The sequence below is a fragment of the Ahrensia marina genome, from assembly GCF_042140245.1.
GTDB lineage: Bacteria > Pseudomonadota > Alphaproteobacteria > Rhizobiales > MH13 > MH13.
Map to the genome: position 1 here is coordinate 2,935,937 of NZ_CP159483.1, position 15,257 is coordinate 2,951,193.

A 15,257-nucleotide genomic window follows, 5' to 3' on the forward strand; every position below is an offset into this window, starting at 1 on the left:
CTCCCAAAGGTGCTTAGGGCGCAAGGCCGGTGAACTGAAGAAAGGCTGCCACGATCACGACCATGGCCAGCGAGAGCGGTAGAAAGACCTTCCAGCCGAGGCGCATAAGTTGGTCATAGCGGTAGCGCGGCACAAAGGCCTTCACCATGGCGAACATGAAGAAGACGCCAAACGCTTTAAGCAAGAACCATACAATGCCCGGCACCCACGACAGTGGTGGGATATCGACGATTGGCAGCCAACCACCCAGGAACAGGATGGTGGTAAGCGCGCACATCAGCGCGATGGCCACATACTCACCCAGCATGAACATCATGTAAGGCGTTGAGCCGTACTCCACCATGAAACCGGCAACCAGCTCCGACTCAGCCTCAGGCAAATCAAACGGTGGGCGGTTGGTCTCCGCCAGCGCTGAGATGAAAAAGATGATGAACATCGGGAACAGCGGCAACCAATGCCAATCCAAGAAGGATGGCGGCAAACCAATGCTGGTCCCAATGCCAGTGTTCTGAGCCAATACGATTTCTGACAGGTTGAGCGAGCCCACCACCAGCAGAACGGTGATGATCACAAAGCCAATCGAAACCTCGTAGGACACCATCTGCGCAGCAGAGCGCAGTGCACCCAGAAACGGGTATTTTGAGTTGGAGGCCCAACCGGCCATGATCACGCCGTAAACACCAAGCGATGAAATGGCGAGAATGTAGAGGATGCCGACATTGATGTCGGAAATCACCCATCCCTCGGCTACCGGGATCACCGCCCAAGCAAGCAGCGAGAGCGACACGGTAACCAGCGGCGCCAGCAAGAAGACTGTTTTATCCGCGCCTGATGGAATCAGCGGTTCTTTGAGAACGAACTTCAAGAGATCAGCAAACGACTGCAGCAGTCCCCACGGCCCAACAACGTTGGGACCACGACGCAGCTGCACGGCTGCCCAAATCTTGCGGTCAGCATAGAGAATGTAAGCGATGACGATCAGCAACGTGACCAGCAACAGCAAGCTTTGCGCCACCATGATGATGAGCGGCCATGCGTAAGTGGACCAAAAGGCTTCCATCGGGCTTACTCCGCCGCCACGGCCAGATCAGGCCGGTTCAATGTCGCCGAGCACTCGGCCATCACCTTTGAGGCGCGGGCGATCGGGTTGGTGAGATAAAAATCATCAAAGGCACGGGCAAACTTAGCTTTGCCAGCGCTCTTGGGTGCTTTCTTCGCCAGATCGGCCAGCGCGGATGCGTCGGCTTCAGTGATCTGCTCGAGTTGCGCCAAATGCGGATGCTCCGCATAGAGCGCCGCGCGCAGCTGTTCCAACGTGTTGTAGGGCAGTGTTTTGCCCAACTTATCAGACAGTGCGCGAAGAATTGCCCAGTCTTCTTTGGCTTCGCCGGGAGGAAACGCGCCGCGCTGTGTTTGCTGCGGACGACCTTCGGTGTTCACATAAGTCGCTGATTTCTCGGTGTAGGCAGCGCCAGGCAAGATAACATCGGCGCCATGGGCACCGCGGTCACCATGGGTGCCAATGTACACTGTGAAGGTTCCATCAGCGATTTCCAGCTCATCAGCACCAAGATTGAAGAGCAAATCGACTTCGCCGCCGGCAATTGCGCCAGCATCCTTACCGCCATCAGTTGGAACAAAACCGATATCCAAACCGCCGACCCGGCCAGCTGCCGTGTGCAACACGTTGAAGCCGTTCCAACCATTCTTGATGACACCGATTTTCTTCGCAACTTGAACCGCCAGCGCCAACACTTCGGCGCCATTGGGTCCAGACAAAGCGCCCTGCCCGATGATCATCATCGGACGTTCAGCGTTGGCGGGCGCATGATCAGCCAGCTTGGCCAGCGCGTCGACACTGTCGCCCAGATGGGTGTAGTCATATGTCAAATCGGCTGCTTCACCGATCAAACCGATCATCGTTGGTTCAGCACGCCAGCGTTTGCGAATGCGTGCGTTGAGGATCGGTGCCTCATGGCGCGGGTTGGTGCCGATCAACAAGATCGCATCTGCGTCTTCAATGCCGTCAATGGTGGAATTGAACAGATAGCTCGCACGACCGTGCACTGGATCCAATGCTGTTCCATCCGTACGGCAGTCCATATTGGCCGATCCAAGGGCCGCCATGAGACCTTTCAGCGCGAACATCTCTTCCACACCGGCTAAGTCGCCTGCCAGTGCGCCGATTTTCTCCGGCGCTGTTTTGGAAGCTTTATCGGCGATGAGCGCAAATGCCTCGCCCCAGCTTGCCGGGCGCAGTTTGCCACCTTCGCGGATGTATGGCCGATCCAGACGCTGTGAGCGCAGGCCATCCCAGATGAAGCGCGTTTTGTCGGAAATCCACTCCTCATTGATCGACTCGTTGAGGCGCGGCATGATCCGCATCACTTCGCGACCCTTCACGTCCACACGAATGTTGGAGCCTACCGCGTCCATCACGTCGACGCTTTCAACCTTGGTGAGCTCCCAGGGGCGCGCCTTAAACGCATAGGGTTTTGAGGTCAGCGCACCGACAGGGCAGAGGTCAATCACATTGCCTTGAAGTTCTGATGCCATCGCGGCTTGAAGATACGTGGTGATTTCCATATCCTCGCCACGACCAGTCGCGCCGAGATCGGACACACCCGCCACTTCCGTGGTGAAGCGAACGCAGCGCGTGCAGTGGATGCAGCGCGTCATGATGGTTTTCACAAGCGGACCGATGTTCTTGTCTTCAACGGCGCGCTTGTTCTCTTCAAAGCGATTCTTATCAACGCCATAGGCCATAGCCTGATCCTGCAGATCGCATTCGCCGCCTTGGTCGCAGATTGGGCAGTCCAGCGGGTGGTTGATGAGCAAAAACTCCATCACCCCTTCGCGGGCCTTCTTCACTTTTGGTGAGCGTGTGGAGACCTCTGGCAGTTGACCTTCAGGCCCTGGGCGGCAATCGCGCACACCCCACGCACAGGACGCGATGGGCTTCGGCGCACCTTTGAGTTCCACCAGGCACATGCGGCAATTGCCAGCAACCGACAGACGCTCGTGGTAGCAAAAACGCGGCACCTCAGCGCCTGCTTCCTCGCACGCTTGCAAGAGCGTGTAGTGCGCAGGCACTTCAACTTCGGTTCCGTCAACGATGATTTGGCGCGTATCGCTCATCTAGATGTCCGTTTTGCTCCTGGTCGGCTCGGTTAGCCGCACTGCTGGCTTTGCCAGAGTTTGACGTGCGGCAAGTGCTCCCAGCCAAAGGCTGTGTCGGTGTTGCCATGTTTGTTCAAGTGGTCAAGGCGCTCTTTGGCCTCATCCAATGTTGGCTGATGGCCGGCTTCCACCCACCACATAACGAAGTGGGCCATGCGCATGTGTGAAAACCATTCGTCCTTGCGACGATAGATCGCCCGATGAACCGTGTTCCACACATAGTTCTCAAGCGCATGCGCATCTTCCCAGACGCTCATGTTCACAATGATATCATCCGATCGAAAAGGTGTTGGATCGCCAACCTCGACATCGGCACGCCACACAAAACCGGGCGAGCGATCAGCAACCGCATTCACCTTGTCGATAGCGCGCAGGAAGGGCTGAGCCGCGTCGCTTTGCGGGTCAATCTTCCATTCAGCAATGTTGAGCTCAGCCAGATGCATAATCGTTACACGGCTTCTTTCGCAAAGGTTTTGGCCTGAGCGATCCAGCCATCACGCTCAATGCGCCCTTTGAAGCGCAGATAGTTCTCAACCCAAGCGATTTCCTTTTTTGTCCAGGCAGCAACCTGATCAAAATGATAGATGCCCAAATCGTTGAGAACGCTTTCCATTTTTGGGCCAACGCCGGAAATACGCTTCAGATCATCTGCCTTGCCAGCGTTCGGTGCATCCAGTCCAGCCGGACGATCATCCACTTTTGGGCTTGCCTTAGGTGCGTTGGCTTTTGTTGCTTTCTTGCTGACAGATACTTTGGCTGACGGCTTGGTCGCAGCCTTCACAACCGTACTAGACGCGGGCTTAGCGGGCCTTGAAACGGCTTTTTTTGAAGCAGCTGCAGGTGCCTCACCAGACAGCGCTTGAAGGGCTGCGGCGCCTGCAAGCGGTGCGCCCATCCAAAGCCCAGCCCATGTCGCGACAGCCGTGTTGGCAGCCACAGCTCCCATCATGGCGGGCGCCATCACAGGCGTTGCCATTGACGTCAGCCACATCGGCATATCGCCGTCCGTCACGCTTGGCACGGCATCTTGCATGGCCGTCCAGCCGGTCACCACTGTCTGTGGATCTTTGCTCAACCCATCGGTCCACATGTTCATCCAGGTATCGATCATCGTTTCGTCTCTCTCATTGCACGTGCCTTGCCCCCGCCCCTCACGGAAGTCGCTGGCCTACTCAGCAGCAATGAGCGTTTCCCCTGGTTTTGCGTTGTAAGAATAGCTGTCGATCCGTTCTTCGATCTCCTGTCGGAAGTGACGGATCAGCCCTTGCACCGGCCATGCGGCAGCATCGCCCAAGGCGCAAATGGTGTGGCCTTCGACCTGATAGGTCACGTCGAGCAGCATATCGATTTCTCGCTTATGCGCTTCGCCTTTGGCCATGCGTTCCAGCACGCGCCACATCCAACCCGTGCCTTCGCGACACGGCGTGCACTGGCCGCAGCTTTCGTGCTTGTAGAAGTAAGAAATACGGGCAATGGCGCGGATGATGTCGGTGGACTTGTCCATGACGATCACAGCCGCTGTTCCGAGGCCAGATTTCAGCTCGCGTAGCGCGTCAAAGTCCATCGGCGTGTTGATGATCTCTTCGGCTGGCACGCAGGGCACCGAGGACCCACCAGGGATCACGGCCAATAGATTGTCCCAGCCACCGCGAATGCCACCGCAATGCTTATCGATCAGTTCCTTGAACGGGATCGACATCGCTTCTTCAAACGTCGCCGGTTGGTTCACATGGCCGGACACGCAGAACAGCTTGGTGCCTGTGTTGTTGGGACGCCCGAAGCCTGCGAACCAAGCGCCACCGCGACGCAGAATAGTTGGCGCAACGGCGATCGATTCCACATTGTTCACAGTGGTCGGGCAACCATAAAGGCCGACATTGGCCGGGAATGGCGGCTTCAAGCGTGGCTGGCCCTTCTTGCCTTCCAGTGACTCCAGAAGCGCTGTCTCTTCACCACAAATATAGGCGCCTGCCCCATGGTGGACGTAGATGTCGTAGTCCCAGCCGTTCTTGTTGTTCTTGCCAATCAGCTTAGCTTCATACGCTTGGTCGATAGCTGCCTGTAGGCGCTCACGCTCGCGAATGTATTCGCCGCGAATATAGATGTAGCAGGTGTGCGCATTCATGGCGAAACCTGCAATCAAGCACCCTTCGATCAGCGTATGCGGATCGTGGCGCATAATCTCGCGGTCTTTGCAGGTACCAGGCTCAGACTCATCGGCATTGATGACGAGATAGGATGGGCGGCCATCGCTCTCTTTGGGCATGAACGACCATTTAAGGCCGGTCGGAAAACCCGCACCACCGCGACCACGCAGGCCGGAGGCTTTCATCTCATCGATGATCCAGTCACGGCCTTTTTCGATGATGCCCTTGGTGCCATCCCAGTGGCCGCGCTTCATCGCACCTTCTAGACCCCAATCGTGGAGACCATAAATGTTGGTGAAGATGCGATCCTTGTCGTCGAGAAAAGCCGTCATGCTTTGGTCTCCTCAGCAAGCGCCTTGGCTTGCGGAATCCATTCCTCGCGCTGGATACGACCCTTGAAGGACAGGTGATCGTTCACCCAGTTCACTTCCTCGTCTGTCCAAGCGGCAATCTGATCAAAGTGGAAGACGCCGAGCCCGTGGAGCTTGTCTTCCAACACCTTGCCAATGCCTTTGATAAGCTTGAGATCATCCGCACCGGAAGCTCGCGCCTTTTTCAGCATTTTTGGCTTTTTGGCTGGGCCATCATCTGTGGCTTGCGGTGCAGCCGCTGACTTCGGAGCCGCTAAAGAGTCCGCTTTCTTGGCGGGCGTTTTTGCTGGGGCCTTTTTGGCAGCAGGTTTTTTAGAAGAAGTCTTGGTTTTCGCCGCAGTGCCTTCGCCACCGTTCAGCGCAAAACCTGCCACCGAATTGATGGTTTGGGTCGCGCCGTTGATGACCTGTGGCTGAGGCACACCGCCTTCAGGTCCACCGTCAAAATCCACCAGCGATGTCAGGCCACCTTCAGCAACCGAGAAATGACGACCGTTCTGTGGGCCGGGTGTCACTGCTTTGCCAGCAGCAATATCGTCAATCAACTGCTCAAGCTTTTCCGGTGTCAGATCTTCGTAGGTATCTTTGAAGATTTGCAGCATCGGAGCATTCACACAGGCGCCCAAGCACTCCATCTCTTCCCAAGAGAAGTTGCCGTCCTCGGACAGCTCAAATTGGTTCTCAGCAATCTTGCGGCGGCAGACGTCTTTCAGGTCATTGGCGCCGCGAAGCATGCAAGGCGTTGTGCCGCAAACCTGGATGTGAGCTTTTTTGCCCACCGGTTGCAGCTGAAACATCGTATAGAAAGTCGCGACTTCGAGCACACGGATGTATGGCATATCCAGCATCTCAGCGACCGCGCGGATGGCAGGCTCTGGCAGCCAGCCTTCGTGCTGCTCTTGGGCGCGCCACAGCAGCGGGATCACCGCCGAGGCCTGGCGTCCTTCAGGATACTTTCCGATTTGCTCTTTGGCCCAATTCTCATTGTCGGGCGTGAAAGCAAAGCTTTCGGGTTGTTCTTCGTGTAGGCGGCGAACAGCCATGAAGTCAGTCTTTCCTTCAAAGGTCGCCGTAACCCAGCAACCCCATATGCGATGCGAAGTGGCTTAGCGGTCCACTTCCCCAAAAACGATGTCGAGCGAACCGAGGATGGCCGAAACGTCAGCCAGTTGGTGCCCGCGGCAGATGAAGTCCATCGCCTGCAGATGCGCAAAGCCGGGCGCGCGGATCTTACAGCGATAAGGTTTGTTGGAGCCATCCGAAACCAGATAGACGCCGAACTCGCCTTTTGGCGCTTCGACGGCGGCGTAAATCTCGCCCTCTGGCACGTGATAGCCCTCAGTGTAGAGCTTGAAGTGGTGGATCAGCGCTTCCATTGAACGCTTCATCTCACCGCGTTTGGGCGGCACCACTTTGTTGTCGGTGTTAGCGACTGGGCCTTTGCCCTCGGGCGCATTCAGCTTGGCGATCGCCTGCTTCATGATCGAGGTTGATTGGCGCATCTCTTCCATGCGGATCAGATAACGATCATAGCAATCGCCGTTCTTGCCGACGGGAATATCGAAATCGAACTCCTCGTAGCACTCATAAGGCTGGCTTTTGCGCAAATCCCAGGCAGCGCCCGAACCGCGCACCATCACGCCCGAGAAACCCCAAGCCCAGCACTCATCCAACGTCACGACACCGATATCGACGTTACGTTGTTTGAAAATGCGGTTGTCAGTCAGAAGCTCGCTGATGTCTTCCACAGTCTGCAGAAACGGGTCGCACCAGGCTTCGATATCGTCAATCAGCTCTTGCGGCAGGTCCTGGTGGACACCACCAGGGCGAAAATAGGCTGCGTGCAACCGCGCGCCACACGCGCGCTCGTAAAACACCATCAGTTTTTCGCGCTCTTCAAAACCCCAAACAGGCGGGGTGAGCGCGCCGACATCCAGAGCCTGCGTGGTGATGTTCAAGATGTGCGAGAGAATACGACCAATCTCGCAGAACAAGACACGGATCAGCTGGCCGCGACGCGGCACCTCTATCCCCATCAGGCGCTCAACAGCCAGAGCAAACGCGTGCTCTTGGTTCATCGGAGCAACATAATCGAGGCGATCAAAATAAGGGACCGCTTGGAGATAGGTCTTGTGCTCGATCAGTTTCTCGGTGCCGCGATGAAGCAGGCCGATATGCGGATCGACACGATCAACGATCTCCCCATCCAACTCCAGCACAAGGCGCAACACGCCGTGCGCAGCTGGATGCTGCGGGCCGAAATTGATATTGAACTGACGAACCTGGGTTTCGCCGGTCGTGTTGGTTGGCATAACGTTCATGAAATCGCCATTCTGGTTTAGCCAGCCTTCTCGTCTGAGGCTTTCTCATCGCCTGGAATCACGTAATCAGTGCCTTCCCACGGAGAGAGGAAGTCAAAATCGCGGAATTCCTGGTTGAGCCGCACCGGCTCATAAAGGACGCGTTTCTGCTCATCATCATAGCGCACTTCGACAAACCCAGTCAGCGGGAAATCCTTGCGCAGCGGGTGGCCATCGAAGCCATAATCGGTCAGCAGACGGCGCAGGTCCGGATGGCCTGAAAACAGAATACCGTAGAGGTCGTAGGCCTCGCGCTCGAACCATTCAGCACCGGGAAAAAGCTCGGTGATGGACGGCACAGGCGTGCGATCATCTGTTTCAACGATCACACGAGCGCGCGCGTTCTGAGTTGGCGACAAGAAGTGGTACACCACATCAAATCGACGCTCACGCGAGGGGTAATCCACACCGCACACATCAATGATGTTGACGAAAGCAAGCTTGGGATCATCGCGCAGTGTGCGAACGGTCGAAAGCACATCATTGATCCCAACACGAACGGTCACGTGGCCGTGGGCGATCTCCACGTCACCAGAGTCCATTTCCAGGCTCGCAGCCAAAGTCTCAGCCAGCTCGCCGAGCGCTTCGTCCTGTGGATTTGTCACGTCTGCCATAAGGGTCTCGCGTTAACGCTCAATGGTACCGGTGCGGCGTAGTTTCTTCTGCAACAGCAAAACGCCGTAGAGCAGCGCTTCTGCCGTTGGCGGGCAGCCCGGTACATAGATATCAACCGGCACCACGCGATCACATCCGCGCACCACCGAATAGGAGTAGTGATAGTAGCCGCCGCCATTGGCACAGGATCCCATGGAGATCACGTAGCGAGGCTCAGGCATTTGGTCATAAACCTTACGCAGCGCCGGTGCCATTTTGTTGGTCAGTGTGCCGGCCACAATCATCACATCGGATTGGCGCGGGCTACCACGTGGCGCAAAGCCAAAGCGCTCAGCATCGTAGCGCGGCATGGCCATCTGCATCATTTCAACAGCGCAACATGCCAACCCAAATGTCATCCACATGAGCGAGCCCTGGCGCGCCCACTGAATAAGGTTGTCTGTGGAGGTGACGAGGAAGCCTTTATCGGCAAGTTCGTCGTTCACACCGGTGTAAAAGGGATCATCCCAGCCGACCGGCTTACCGCTATCATCAGTAGCGCCAACAGGTTTGGGAGCAACAAGGGTACCGCCCCCTTCGGCAGCGGCACGCAGAGGCTGGCCTTTTTGGTCGATCAATCCCATTCCAACGCCCCTTTCTTCCACTCATAAATGAAGCCGATTGTCAGAACGCCGAGAAACACCATCATCGACCAGAAGCCGAACAGGCCAAGGTCGCCAAAGGTTGCTGCCCATGGGAAGAGAAACGCCACTTCCAAATCAAAGATGATGAAAAGGATGGCCACCAGATAGAAACGCACATCAAATTTCATGCGTGCGTCATCAAAAGCATTAAAGCCGCACTCATAAGCTGAGAGCTTTTCAGGGTCCGGGTTCTTATAGGCAACAACAAACGGCGCCACCAAAAGCGCAAGCCCTATGACCAAGCATAGGCCAAAGAACACCAAAATGGGCAGATATTCCGCCAGCAACGCTTCCACAGCGCGCCTCCATTCTTGTCAGAGTCCCGATCTCAACCCTGTGCTTATCGAACTCCTGCGGGAGGTCAATCCCGCCTTTGGGAAAACACACGGCCTATTGACGCAGGTATGCAAACGCGTGACCGCTCGTCTATGAAACCGGTATCACCAAAACATGGAAAATCAATGGAAAGTGGCGCGGCTGACGGGGCTCGAACCCGCGACCTCCGGCGTGACAGGCCGGCACTCTAACCAACTGAGCTACAGCCGCGCAAAACGCTGTAAATGCGTTAGAGATGCGCCGGGATAAGGCAGCACCTAGGGCAAGTCAAGCGCCTGATGCAGTGGATTTGAAGAAGCTTTGCATCTTGTGGATTGGCGCGGCCTCATTCCTTCTCTTCCACGTCTCCATCTGCGGCCTCATTGCGGGCGCGCACACGCCGTAATCCGTAGAAAACAAGCAGTGCCACGGGCACCACGAACAGCGCTTGCACCACATCTTTGGAGAGGCCCCACGCCTCTAGGGGTGCCCCCTTCACCAGATAGTAGATGATGCCGAGCGTGTAGTAGGTGATGGCAGCAACCGACAGACCTTCAACCGCCTGCTGCAAACGCAACTGCGCACGCGCGCGCTGATCAATGCTTTGCAGAACTGCGGCATTTTGATCCTGAAGGGCCAAATCAACCCGCGTACGCAACAGCTCGGTCACGTAGCCGATACGCTCGGCGATTTTCTGCTGGCGACGTAGCAGCGCGTTGCAGCTGCGCATGGCTGGATCAAGCCTGCGTTTGATTGCCGTTGAAATGCGCTGAGCGCCTTCGATCCTGTTTTCTCGCAACGACTCAAGGCGTTCATCAACAATAGCTGCGTACGCCAGCGAGGCTGCGAAACGAAATTCCGAAGCAGATCCAATGGATTGGAGTTCAGCCGACAGGTTGGTCAGCTCGGTGAGAATCGCTGCTTCTTCGTGAGGCCTTGGATCGGCTGCTGCACGTTCAGCAATTTCATTCACCTTTGCTTCCAGTGCCGAAACGCGTGGGCCAATGCTTTGCATCATCGGCACCGCAAGATAGGCAATCAGACGGTAGCTCTCGATTTCAATCAAACGTTGCACAAACCGGCCGACCCGGCGGGGGCTCATCGGGCTTGTGTCTTCATGGAGCAGTGTGGCGCGGTACTCCACCATATCAGTGCTATCATGCAGCAACGTCGTTTCCACTTGGATGTTGTCGCCAACCACCAAAACCCTTTGGACGGGCCTGTCACCGCGGTTGATCGTCAAACCATCGCTGGGCATGCCGACCAAAACGCGGGTGCGCGAGAGAACACCAACATCCGTATCGCCGTCAGGTTGGTGATCTTGTGCTAGCTCGCGAAGTGTTGCCTCAAAGGCTTGCGACGTCTCGGTGTTGCCAAGTTTTTGACCGGCAACAGCAGTGAGTGAGATAAACTCGGTGTGCCGCTCCCACTTCATGGTGCTGCGGTCTTTCACGGCCAGCACTTCGCCCGTACTCTCCTGAATGACGTCCCAGCCAATGCTCTCAACGGCATCGACAAACCGGCGTCGGTCAGCACCGTGATCGGTCTCACCGGCCAGAATAACAGAGTGGTTGATTTCCGCCGGTGCTTTGACCGGTAACGCCGGACGCGAATGAGTCGCGCGGGCAGCTGCCTCAAACTGTGGATGTTTTCCGTAAGAAAGAGCCGAGTCAGCCATGGCATCCATCATTTTTAGCAGACAATTGGGCCTGACGATTGTCTGGGCAACGAGTTGCCATCATTGCAAGGAAATGCGAAGCGGGGAAGCGTCTGTTGCCTATGCGTCGCCGAACTCACTCTACGCAAATGACTGGCAGCCGGTTCAGGAAAACGCGGTGCTGACGAAATGCATCTCGACGTGAGATCAAAAACTTCGACTTCTAGCAAACACGATCAGTTGATCTAAGGAAAAAAGCGTCATGTCGTTCAGACTTGGCATTCTCGACATTTGCTCCGCAAACGCCTGCCATGCCGACAGTTTTGTAGAAGCTGGCGCTCTCGGCGATTGGAATAATCGCATGTCGCGCCGCTGTCGTTTCTTCAAGAAACAACATGGTGGGCGGTGAGGGGCTCGAACCCCCGACCCTCTCGGTGTAAACGAGATGCTCTCCCAGCTGAGCTAACCGCCCTGCCCGGCCCGACCACGCGTCAGACCAATGCGAGGCCGTTGAATAGGTTGCGTGCAGCGCAAATGCAAGCGCTGTTGACCGCCAAGCTCACACTTTCGATCCTGTTTTTCAGCTTACAACGCAAAACGCCCGAGTCGATGATCGACCCGGGCGCCTGACCACGCACGAAGCATGGCCAACAATGGAACAAGACTTAGTTGTTCACGGCATCCTTCAGCGCCTTACCAGCGGTGAATTTTGGACGCTTGGCAGCTGGGATGGTGATCTCAGCGCCTGTGGAAGGGTTACGACCCTTGCTTTCAGCGCGGTGCGTGATGCTGAAATTGCCGAAACCTGTCATGCGAACATCGCCACCTGAGGCAAGCTCAGACGTGATCGTTTCAAAAACAGCGTCAACCGCTTTGGCGGCATCGCCTTTGCCCAGGTCGGACTTTTCCGCAACTGCGGCAACGAATTCGCTCTTGTTCATTTCTTTGTCTCCAATAGGTTCGGCGCGCCGTTCAGCTTTTCCGCCAGGCTCTGCCGCTCACGCCGCGAATCTGCGGCTAATGCCAGAAAACACTGCCGATATTCGACCGTTCTGACAACAAAAAACCCCGGAAAACCGGGGTTTTTCGCTCATTTGTGCACAAGGTGTCATCATCAGATGGGTTTCTCGACCCATCAGCCGATGCTTATCCGGCTAATGGGCCACAATGGTACCGCTTGCATCCGCCTCGTCTCCGGCAGGCGAATCGGTTGTCACCTCTTCACCTGTCCATTCGATGGGCTGCGGCTGCTCGACCAGAGCGTGCTCGATCACCTCATCCATGCGGGCAACGGGCACGATCTCAAGACCGTTCTTCACCGTTTCAGGAATATCCGCCAAATCCTTGGCGTTCTCCTCTGGGATCAAAACTTTCTTGATGCCGCCGCGCAGAGCCGCCAGCAGCTTTTCTTTCAAGCCACCGATCGGAAGCACCCTGCCCCGCAATGTGATTTCACCGGTCATCGCCACATCTTTGCGCACCGCAATGCCGGTCATCATGGAGACAATGGCTGTCACCATAGCAACACCGGCTGACGGTCCGTCTTTGGGTGTTGCCCCTTCCGGCACGTGAACGTGGATGTCACGCTTGTCGAATTGCGGCGGCTCGACACCAAAGTCCACAGCACGCGAGCGAACATAGCTCGCGGCAGCCGAAATCGACTCTTTCATCACATCGCGCAAGTTGCCGGTGACCGTCATTTTGCCTTTGCCTGGCATCATGACGCCCTCGATGGTGAGCAGCTCACCGCCGACTTCGGTCCAAGCTAGGCCCGTGACAACGCCAACCTGATCATCATCGTCGATCTCGCCGTGGCGGAACCGGGGCACGCCAAGGAAGTCGGCAACGTTCTGAGCGGTGATATCGGCCTTTTCGATCTCGATCTCTTCGCCGTCCACAGTCTTCATTTTGCCGAGCATGATGGCTTTCACGCTTTTGCGGGCAAGAGAGAACAGCTCGCGTTCAAGGTTACGCACACCAGCTTCGCGGGTGTAGCGCTGCACGACCAAGCGCAAAGCCTCAGCGTCGATCGTGAACTCCTCAGGCTTCAGGCCGTGGTTCTTGATCGCTTTAGGAATGAGGTGACGGCGCGCAATTTCGATCTTCTCATCCTCGGTGTAACCGGCGATGCGAATGATCTCCATGCGGTCCATCAAAGGCCCAGGAATGTTCAGCGTGTTGGCGGTGGTCACGAACATCACGTTGGAGAGATCATAGTCGACCTCAAGATAGTGATCGGCGAACGTTGAGTTCTGTTCCGGATCAAGCACCTCAAGCAAAGCCGATGATGGATCGCCGCGGAAATCCATGCCCATCTTGTCGATCTCATCGAGCAGGAACAGCGGGTTGGATTTCTTGGCTTTGCGCATCGACTGGATCACCTTGCCAGGCATCGATCCGATATAGGTACGCCGGTGACCGCGAATCTCAGCTTCATCACGCACGCCGCCCAACGAGATGCGAACGAATTCGCGCTTGGTGGCTTTGGCGATGGACTTGCCGAGTGAGGTTTTACCCACACCTGGAGGTCCAACGAGACACAAGATCGGGCCACGCAGCTTGTTGGAGCGCGCCTGCACCGCGAGATATTCGATGATGCGGTCTTTGACCTTGTCCAGGCCATAGTGATCATCATCCAGAATGTCCTGGGCGGCTTTCAGATCAACGGAGATGCGCGAACGCTTGCCCCAAGGGAGGCCGAGCAACCAATCAAGATAGTTGCGCACAACCGTTGCCTCAGCGGACATCGGGCTCATGGCGCGCAGCTTCTTCATTTCAGCCGTCGCTTTTTCGCGCGCTTCCTTGGAGAGCTTGGTTTTCTCGATCTTATCTTCCAGCTCCGACAGCTCATCCTTGCCGTCCTCGCCTTCGCCGAGCTCCTTCTGGATCGCCTTCATCTGCTCGTTGAGATAGTACTCGCGCTGGGTCTTCTCCATCTGACGCTTCACGCGGCTGCGGATGCGTTTTTCCACTTGGAGAACGGAGATTTCGCTCTCCATAAGCGCGAGCACTTGTTCCAGCCGTTCAACAACAGAAATCGTGGCAAGCACGTCCTGCTTGTCGGCAATCTTCACAGCCAGATGCGAGGCAACCGTATCAGCAAGCTTGGAAAAGCCTTCGATCTGGCTGATGGCGGAGATAACTTCTGGCGAGACTTTTTTGTTGAGCTTCACATAGCTCTCAAATTCAGCCGTCACCGAGCGGGCCAAAGCTTCCACTTCAACCTCTTCGCCTTCATCTTCAATGAGGGCGTGGATATCCGCTTCGTGGAAGTCGGTGCGCTCATGATACCGCACGATCTCCACGCGATCGGTGCCCTCTACCAGCACCTTGACGGTGCCATCGGGCAAGCGCAGCAACTGCAGCACATTGGCGATGGTTCCAACATTGTAGATGGCGTCGGCAGCAGGGTCGTCATCAGACGCATTCATCTGCGTGGCAAGCACGATCTGCTTGTCAGAACGCATCACTTCTTCAAGCGCAGCGATGGATTTCTCACGGCCCACAAACAGCGGCACGATCATGTGGGGGAACACCACAATATCGCGCAGCGGCAGCACGGGGTGCACGCTGGGCTCAGCGTCGCGATAGGCCGCAGTGTAGTCAGGGGTTTGTTCAGTCATAGTCAGGCCTTTGGCAATCGGGCATGAGCGGAAGGATATCCAAGCCGAAAAGCGGTGCGGATCGAACCGGCCTGATGGTCGGTTGAGGCGGCTGGCAGAAAGACATCTTGGTGCCGTCGCCCTGGCATCGCTGTCCGGCAAACATGCACCGGCAGGGGGGAACGCAACGCTACGCAACCAGAATACCCAGTGTGGGCAGTGAATCACGCCGTTACGTTGTTGCAGCGAACTTGGGCGCTTCTTGGATGGATTTCAACGGCTGGCGATATCTTAGAGGCACAATCGCTGAGCTATGCACCGAAGAAA

Annotated in this window: 12 protein-coding genes, 2 tRNA genes and 1 pseudogene; all 15 read right to left on the bottom strand. The window is 56.3% G+C overall.

The features are described from left to right. Positions 1-13: 13 nt before the first annotated feature. The 15 genes and pseudogenes from nuoH to lon all read right to left on the bottom strand — a co-directional run bounded on the left by nuoH (position 14) and on the right by lon (position 14,951). On the bottom strand, positions 14-1,060 hold the full coding sequence (gene nuoH, locus ABWH92_RS14330; protein ID WP_375569465.1) for an NADH-quinone oxidoreductase subunit NuoH: 1,047 nt from the start codon (positions 1,058-1,060) through the stop codon (positions 14-16). A gap of 5 nt (positions 1,061-1,065) precedes the next feature. Beyond that, a complete protein-coding gene (gene nuoG / locus ABWH92_RS14335) occupies positions 1,066-3,138 on the bottom strand; it encodes an NADH-quinone oxidoreductase subunit NuoG (protein ID WP_375569467.1) in 2,073 nt (690 codons plus the stop codon). Positions 3,139-3,170: 32 nt separating this feature from the next. Next, complete coding sequence (locus tag ABWH92_RS14340) at positions 3,171-3,623, bottom strand: DUF3291 domain-containing protein (protein WP_375569468.1); 453 nt, start codon at positions 3,621-3,623, stop codon at positions 3,171-3,173. A gap of 5 nt (positions 3,624-3,628) precedes the next feature. After that, positions 3,629-4,291: a hypothetical protein gene (locus ABWH92_RS14345; protein WP_375569470.1), complete on the bottom strand. Its 663-nt coding sequence runs from the start codon at positions 4,289-4,291 to the stop codon at positions 3,629-3,631. 57 nt (positions 4,292-4,348) lie between these two features. Beyond that, positions 4,349-5,659, bottom strand: coding sequence for an NADH-quinone oxidoreductase subunit NuoF (gene nuoF, locus ABWH92_RS14350; RefSeq protein ID WP_375569472.1), 1,311 nt, complete (start codon positions 5,657-5,659; stop codon positions 4,349-4,351). Continuing rightward, positions 5,656-6,741, bottom strand: a complete 1,086-nt coding sequence (nuoE, locus tag ABWH92_RS14355; RefSeq protein ID WP_375569474.1) for an NADH-quinone oxidoreductase subunit NuoE — start codon at positions 6,739-6,741, stop codon at positions 5,656-5,658. Before nuoE ends, nuoF begins: the two co-directional genes overlap by 4 nt. A gap of 63 nt (positions 6,742-6,804) precedes the next feature. Beyond that, positions 6,805-8,010 carry an NADH-quinone oxidoreductase subunit D gene (locus tag ABWH92_RS14360; protein WP_375574258.1) on the bottom strand — a complete coding sequence of 402 codons (1,206 nt, stop codon included), beginning with the start codon at positions 8,008-8,010 and terminating at the stop codon, positions 6,805-6,807. Positions 8,011-8,036: 26 nt separating this feature from the next. Further along, the gene (locus tag ABWH92_RS14365; protein WP_375569476.1) at positions 8,037-8,672 is read right to left on the bottom strand and encodes an NADH-quinone oxidoreductase subunit C; all 636 of its coding nucleotides are present in this window, start codon (positions 8,670-8,672) and stop codon (positions 8,037-8,039) included. Between the two features lie 12 nt (positions 8,673-8,684). Next, positions 8,685-9,296, bottom strand: coding sequence for a NuoB/complex I 20 kDa subunit family protein (locus ABWH92_RS14370; RefSeq protein WP_375569478.1), 612 nt, complete (start codon positions 9,294-9,296; stop codon positions 8,685-8,687). Beyond that, entirely contained in the window at positions 9,287-9,652 is a 366-nt protein-coding gene (locus ABWH92_RS14375) for an NADH-quinone oxidoreductase subunit A (protein ID WP_375569480.1), read from the bottom strand. The genes ABWH92_RS14370 and ABWH92_RS14375 overlap by 10 nt, the downstream gene beginning before the upstream one ends. 173 nt (positions 9,653-9,825) lie before the next feature. Beyond that, positions 9,826-9,902: transfer RNA gene (locus ABWH92_RS14380), tRNA-Asp, on the bottom strand. A 115-nt stretch (positions 9,903-10,017) separates the two neighbouring features. Then, entirely contained in the window at positions 10,018-11,349 is a 1,332-nt protein-coding gene (locus ABWH92_RS14385; RefSeq protein ID WP_375569482.1) for a DUF3422 family protein, read from the bottom strand. 375 nt (positions 11,350-11,724) lie between these two features. After that, positions 11,725-11,800: transfer RNA gene (locus tag ABWH92_RS14390), tRNA-Val, on the bottom strand. 193 nt (positions 11,801-11,993) lie between these two features. Then, a pseudogene (locus ABWH92_RS14395) lies at positions 11,994-12,296 on the bottom strand (HU family DNA-binding protein); the annotation flags it as partial. A 186-nt stretch (positions 12,297-12,482) separates the two neighbouring features. Further along, entirely contained in the window at positions 12,483-14,951 is a 2,469-nt protein-coding gene (gene lon, locus ABWH92_RS14400) for an endopeptidase La (protein ID WP_375569484.1), read from the bottom strand. Positions 14,952-15,257: the final 306 nt, after the last annotated feature.

What these genes read in the sequence shown, in the direction of transcription:
- ABWH92_RS14365 (WP_375569476.1), bottom strand. Translation starts at nt 8,672, where the DNA reads ATGGCAGACGTGACAAATCCACAGGACGAAGCGCTCGGCGAGCTGGCT.
- ABWH92_RS14360 (WP_375574258.1), bottom strand. Translation starts at nt 8,010, where the DNA reads ATGCCAACCAACACGACCGGCGAAACCCAGGTTCGTCAGTTCAATATC.
- nuoE (WP_375569474.1), bottom strand. Translation starts at nt 6,741, where the DNA reads ATGGCTGTTCGCCGCCTACACGAAGAACAACCCGAAAGCTTTGCTTTC.
- ABWH92_RS14345 (WP_375569470.1), bottom strand. Translation starts at nt 4,291, where the DNA reads ATGATCGATACCTGGATGAACATGTGGACCGATGGGTTGAGCAAAGAT.
- nuoH (WP_375569465.1), bottom strand. Translation starts at nt 1,060, where the DNA reads ATGGAAGCCTTTTGGTCCACTTACGCATGGCCGCTCATCATCATGGTG.
- ABWH92_RS14385 (WP_375569482.1), bottom strand. Translation starts at nt 11,349, where the DNA reads ATGGCTGACTCGGCTCTTTCTTACGGAAAACATCCACAGTTTGAGGCA.
- lon (WP_375569484.1), bottom strand. Translation starts at nt 14,951, where the DNA reads ATGACTGAACAAACCCCTGACTACACTGCGGCCTATCGCGACGCTGAG.
- nuoG (WP_375569467.1), bottom strand. Translation starts at nt 3,138, where the DNA reads ATGAGCGATACGCGCCAAATCATCGTTGACGGAACCGAAGTTGAAGTG.
- nuoF (WP_375569472.1), bottom strand. Translation starts at nt 5,659, where the DNA reads ATGACGGCTTTTCTCGACGACAAGGATCGCATCTTCACCAACATTTAT.
- ABWH92_RS14340 (WP_375569468.1), bottom strand. Translation starts at nt 3,623, where the DNA reads ATGCATCTGGCTGAGCTCAACATTGCTGAATGGAAGATTGACCCGCAA.
- ABWH92_RS14370 (WP_375569478.1), bottom strand. Translation starts at nt 9,296, where the DNA reads ATGGGATTGATCGACCAAAAAGGCCAGCCTCTGCGTGCCGCTGCCGAA.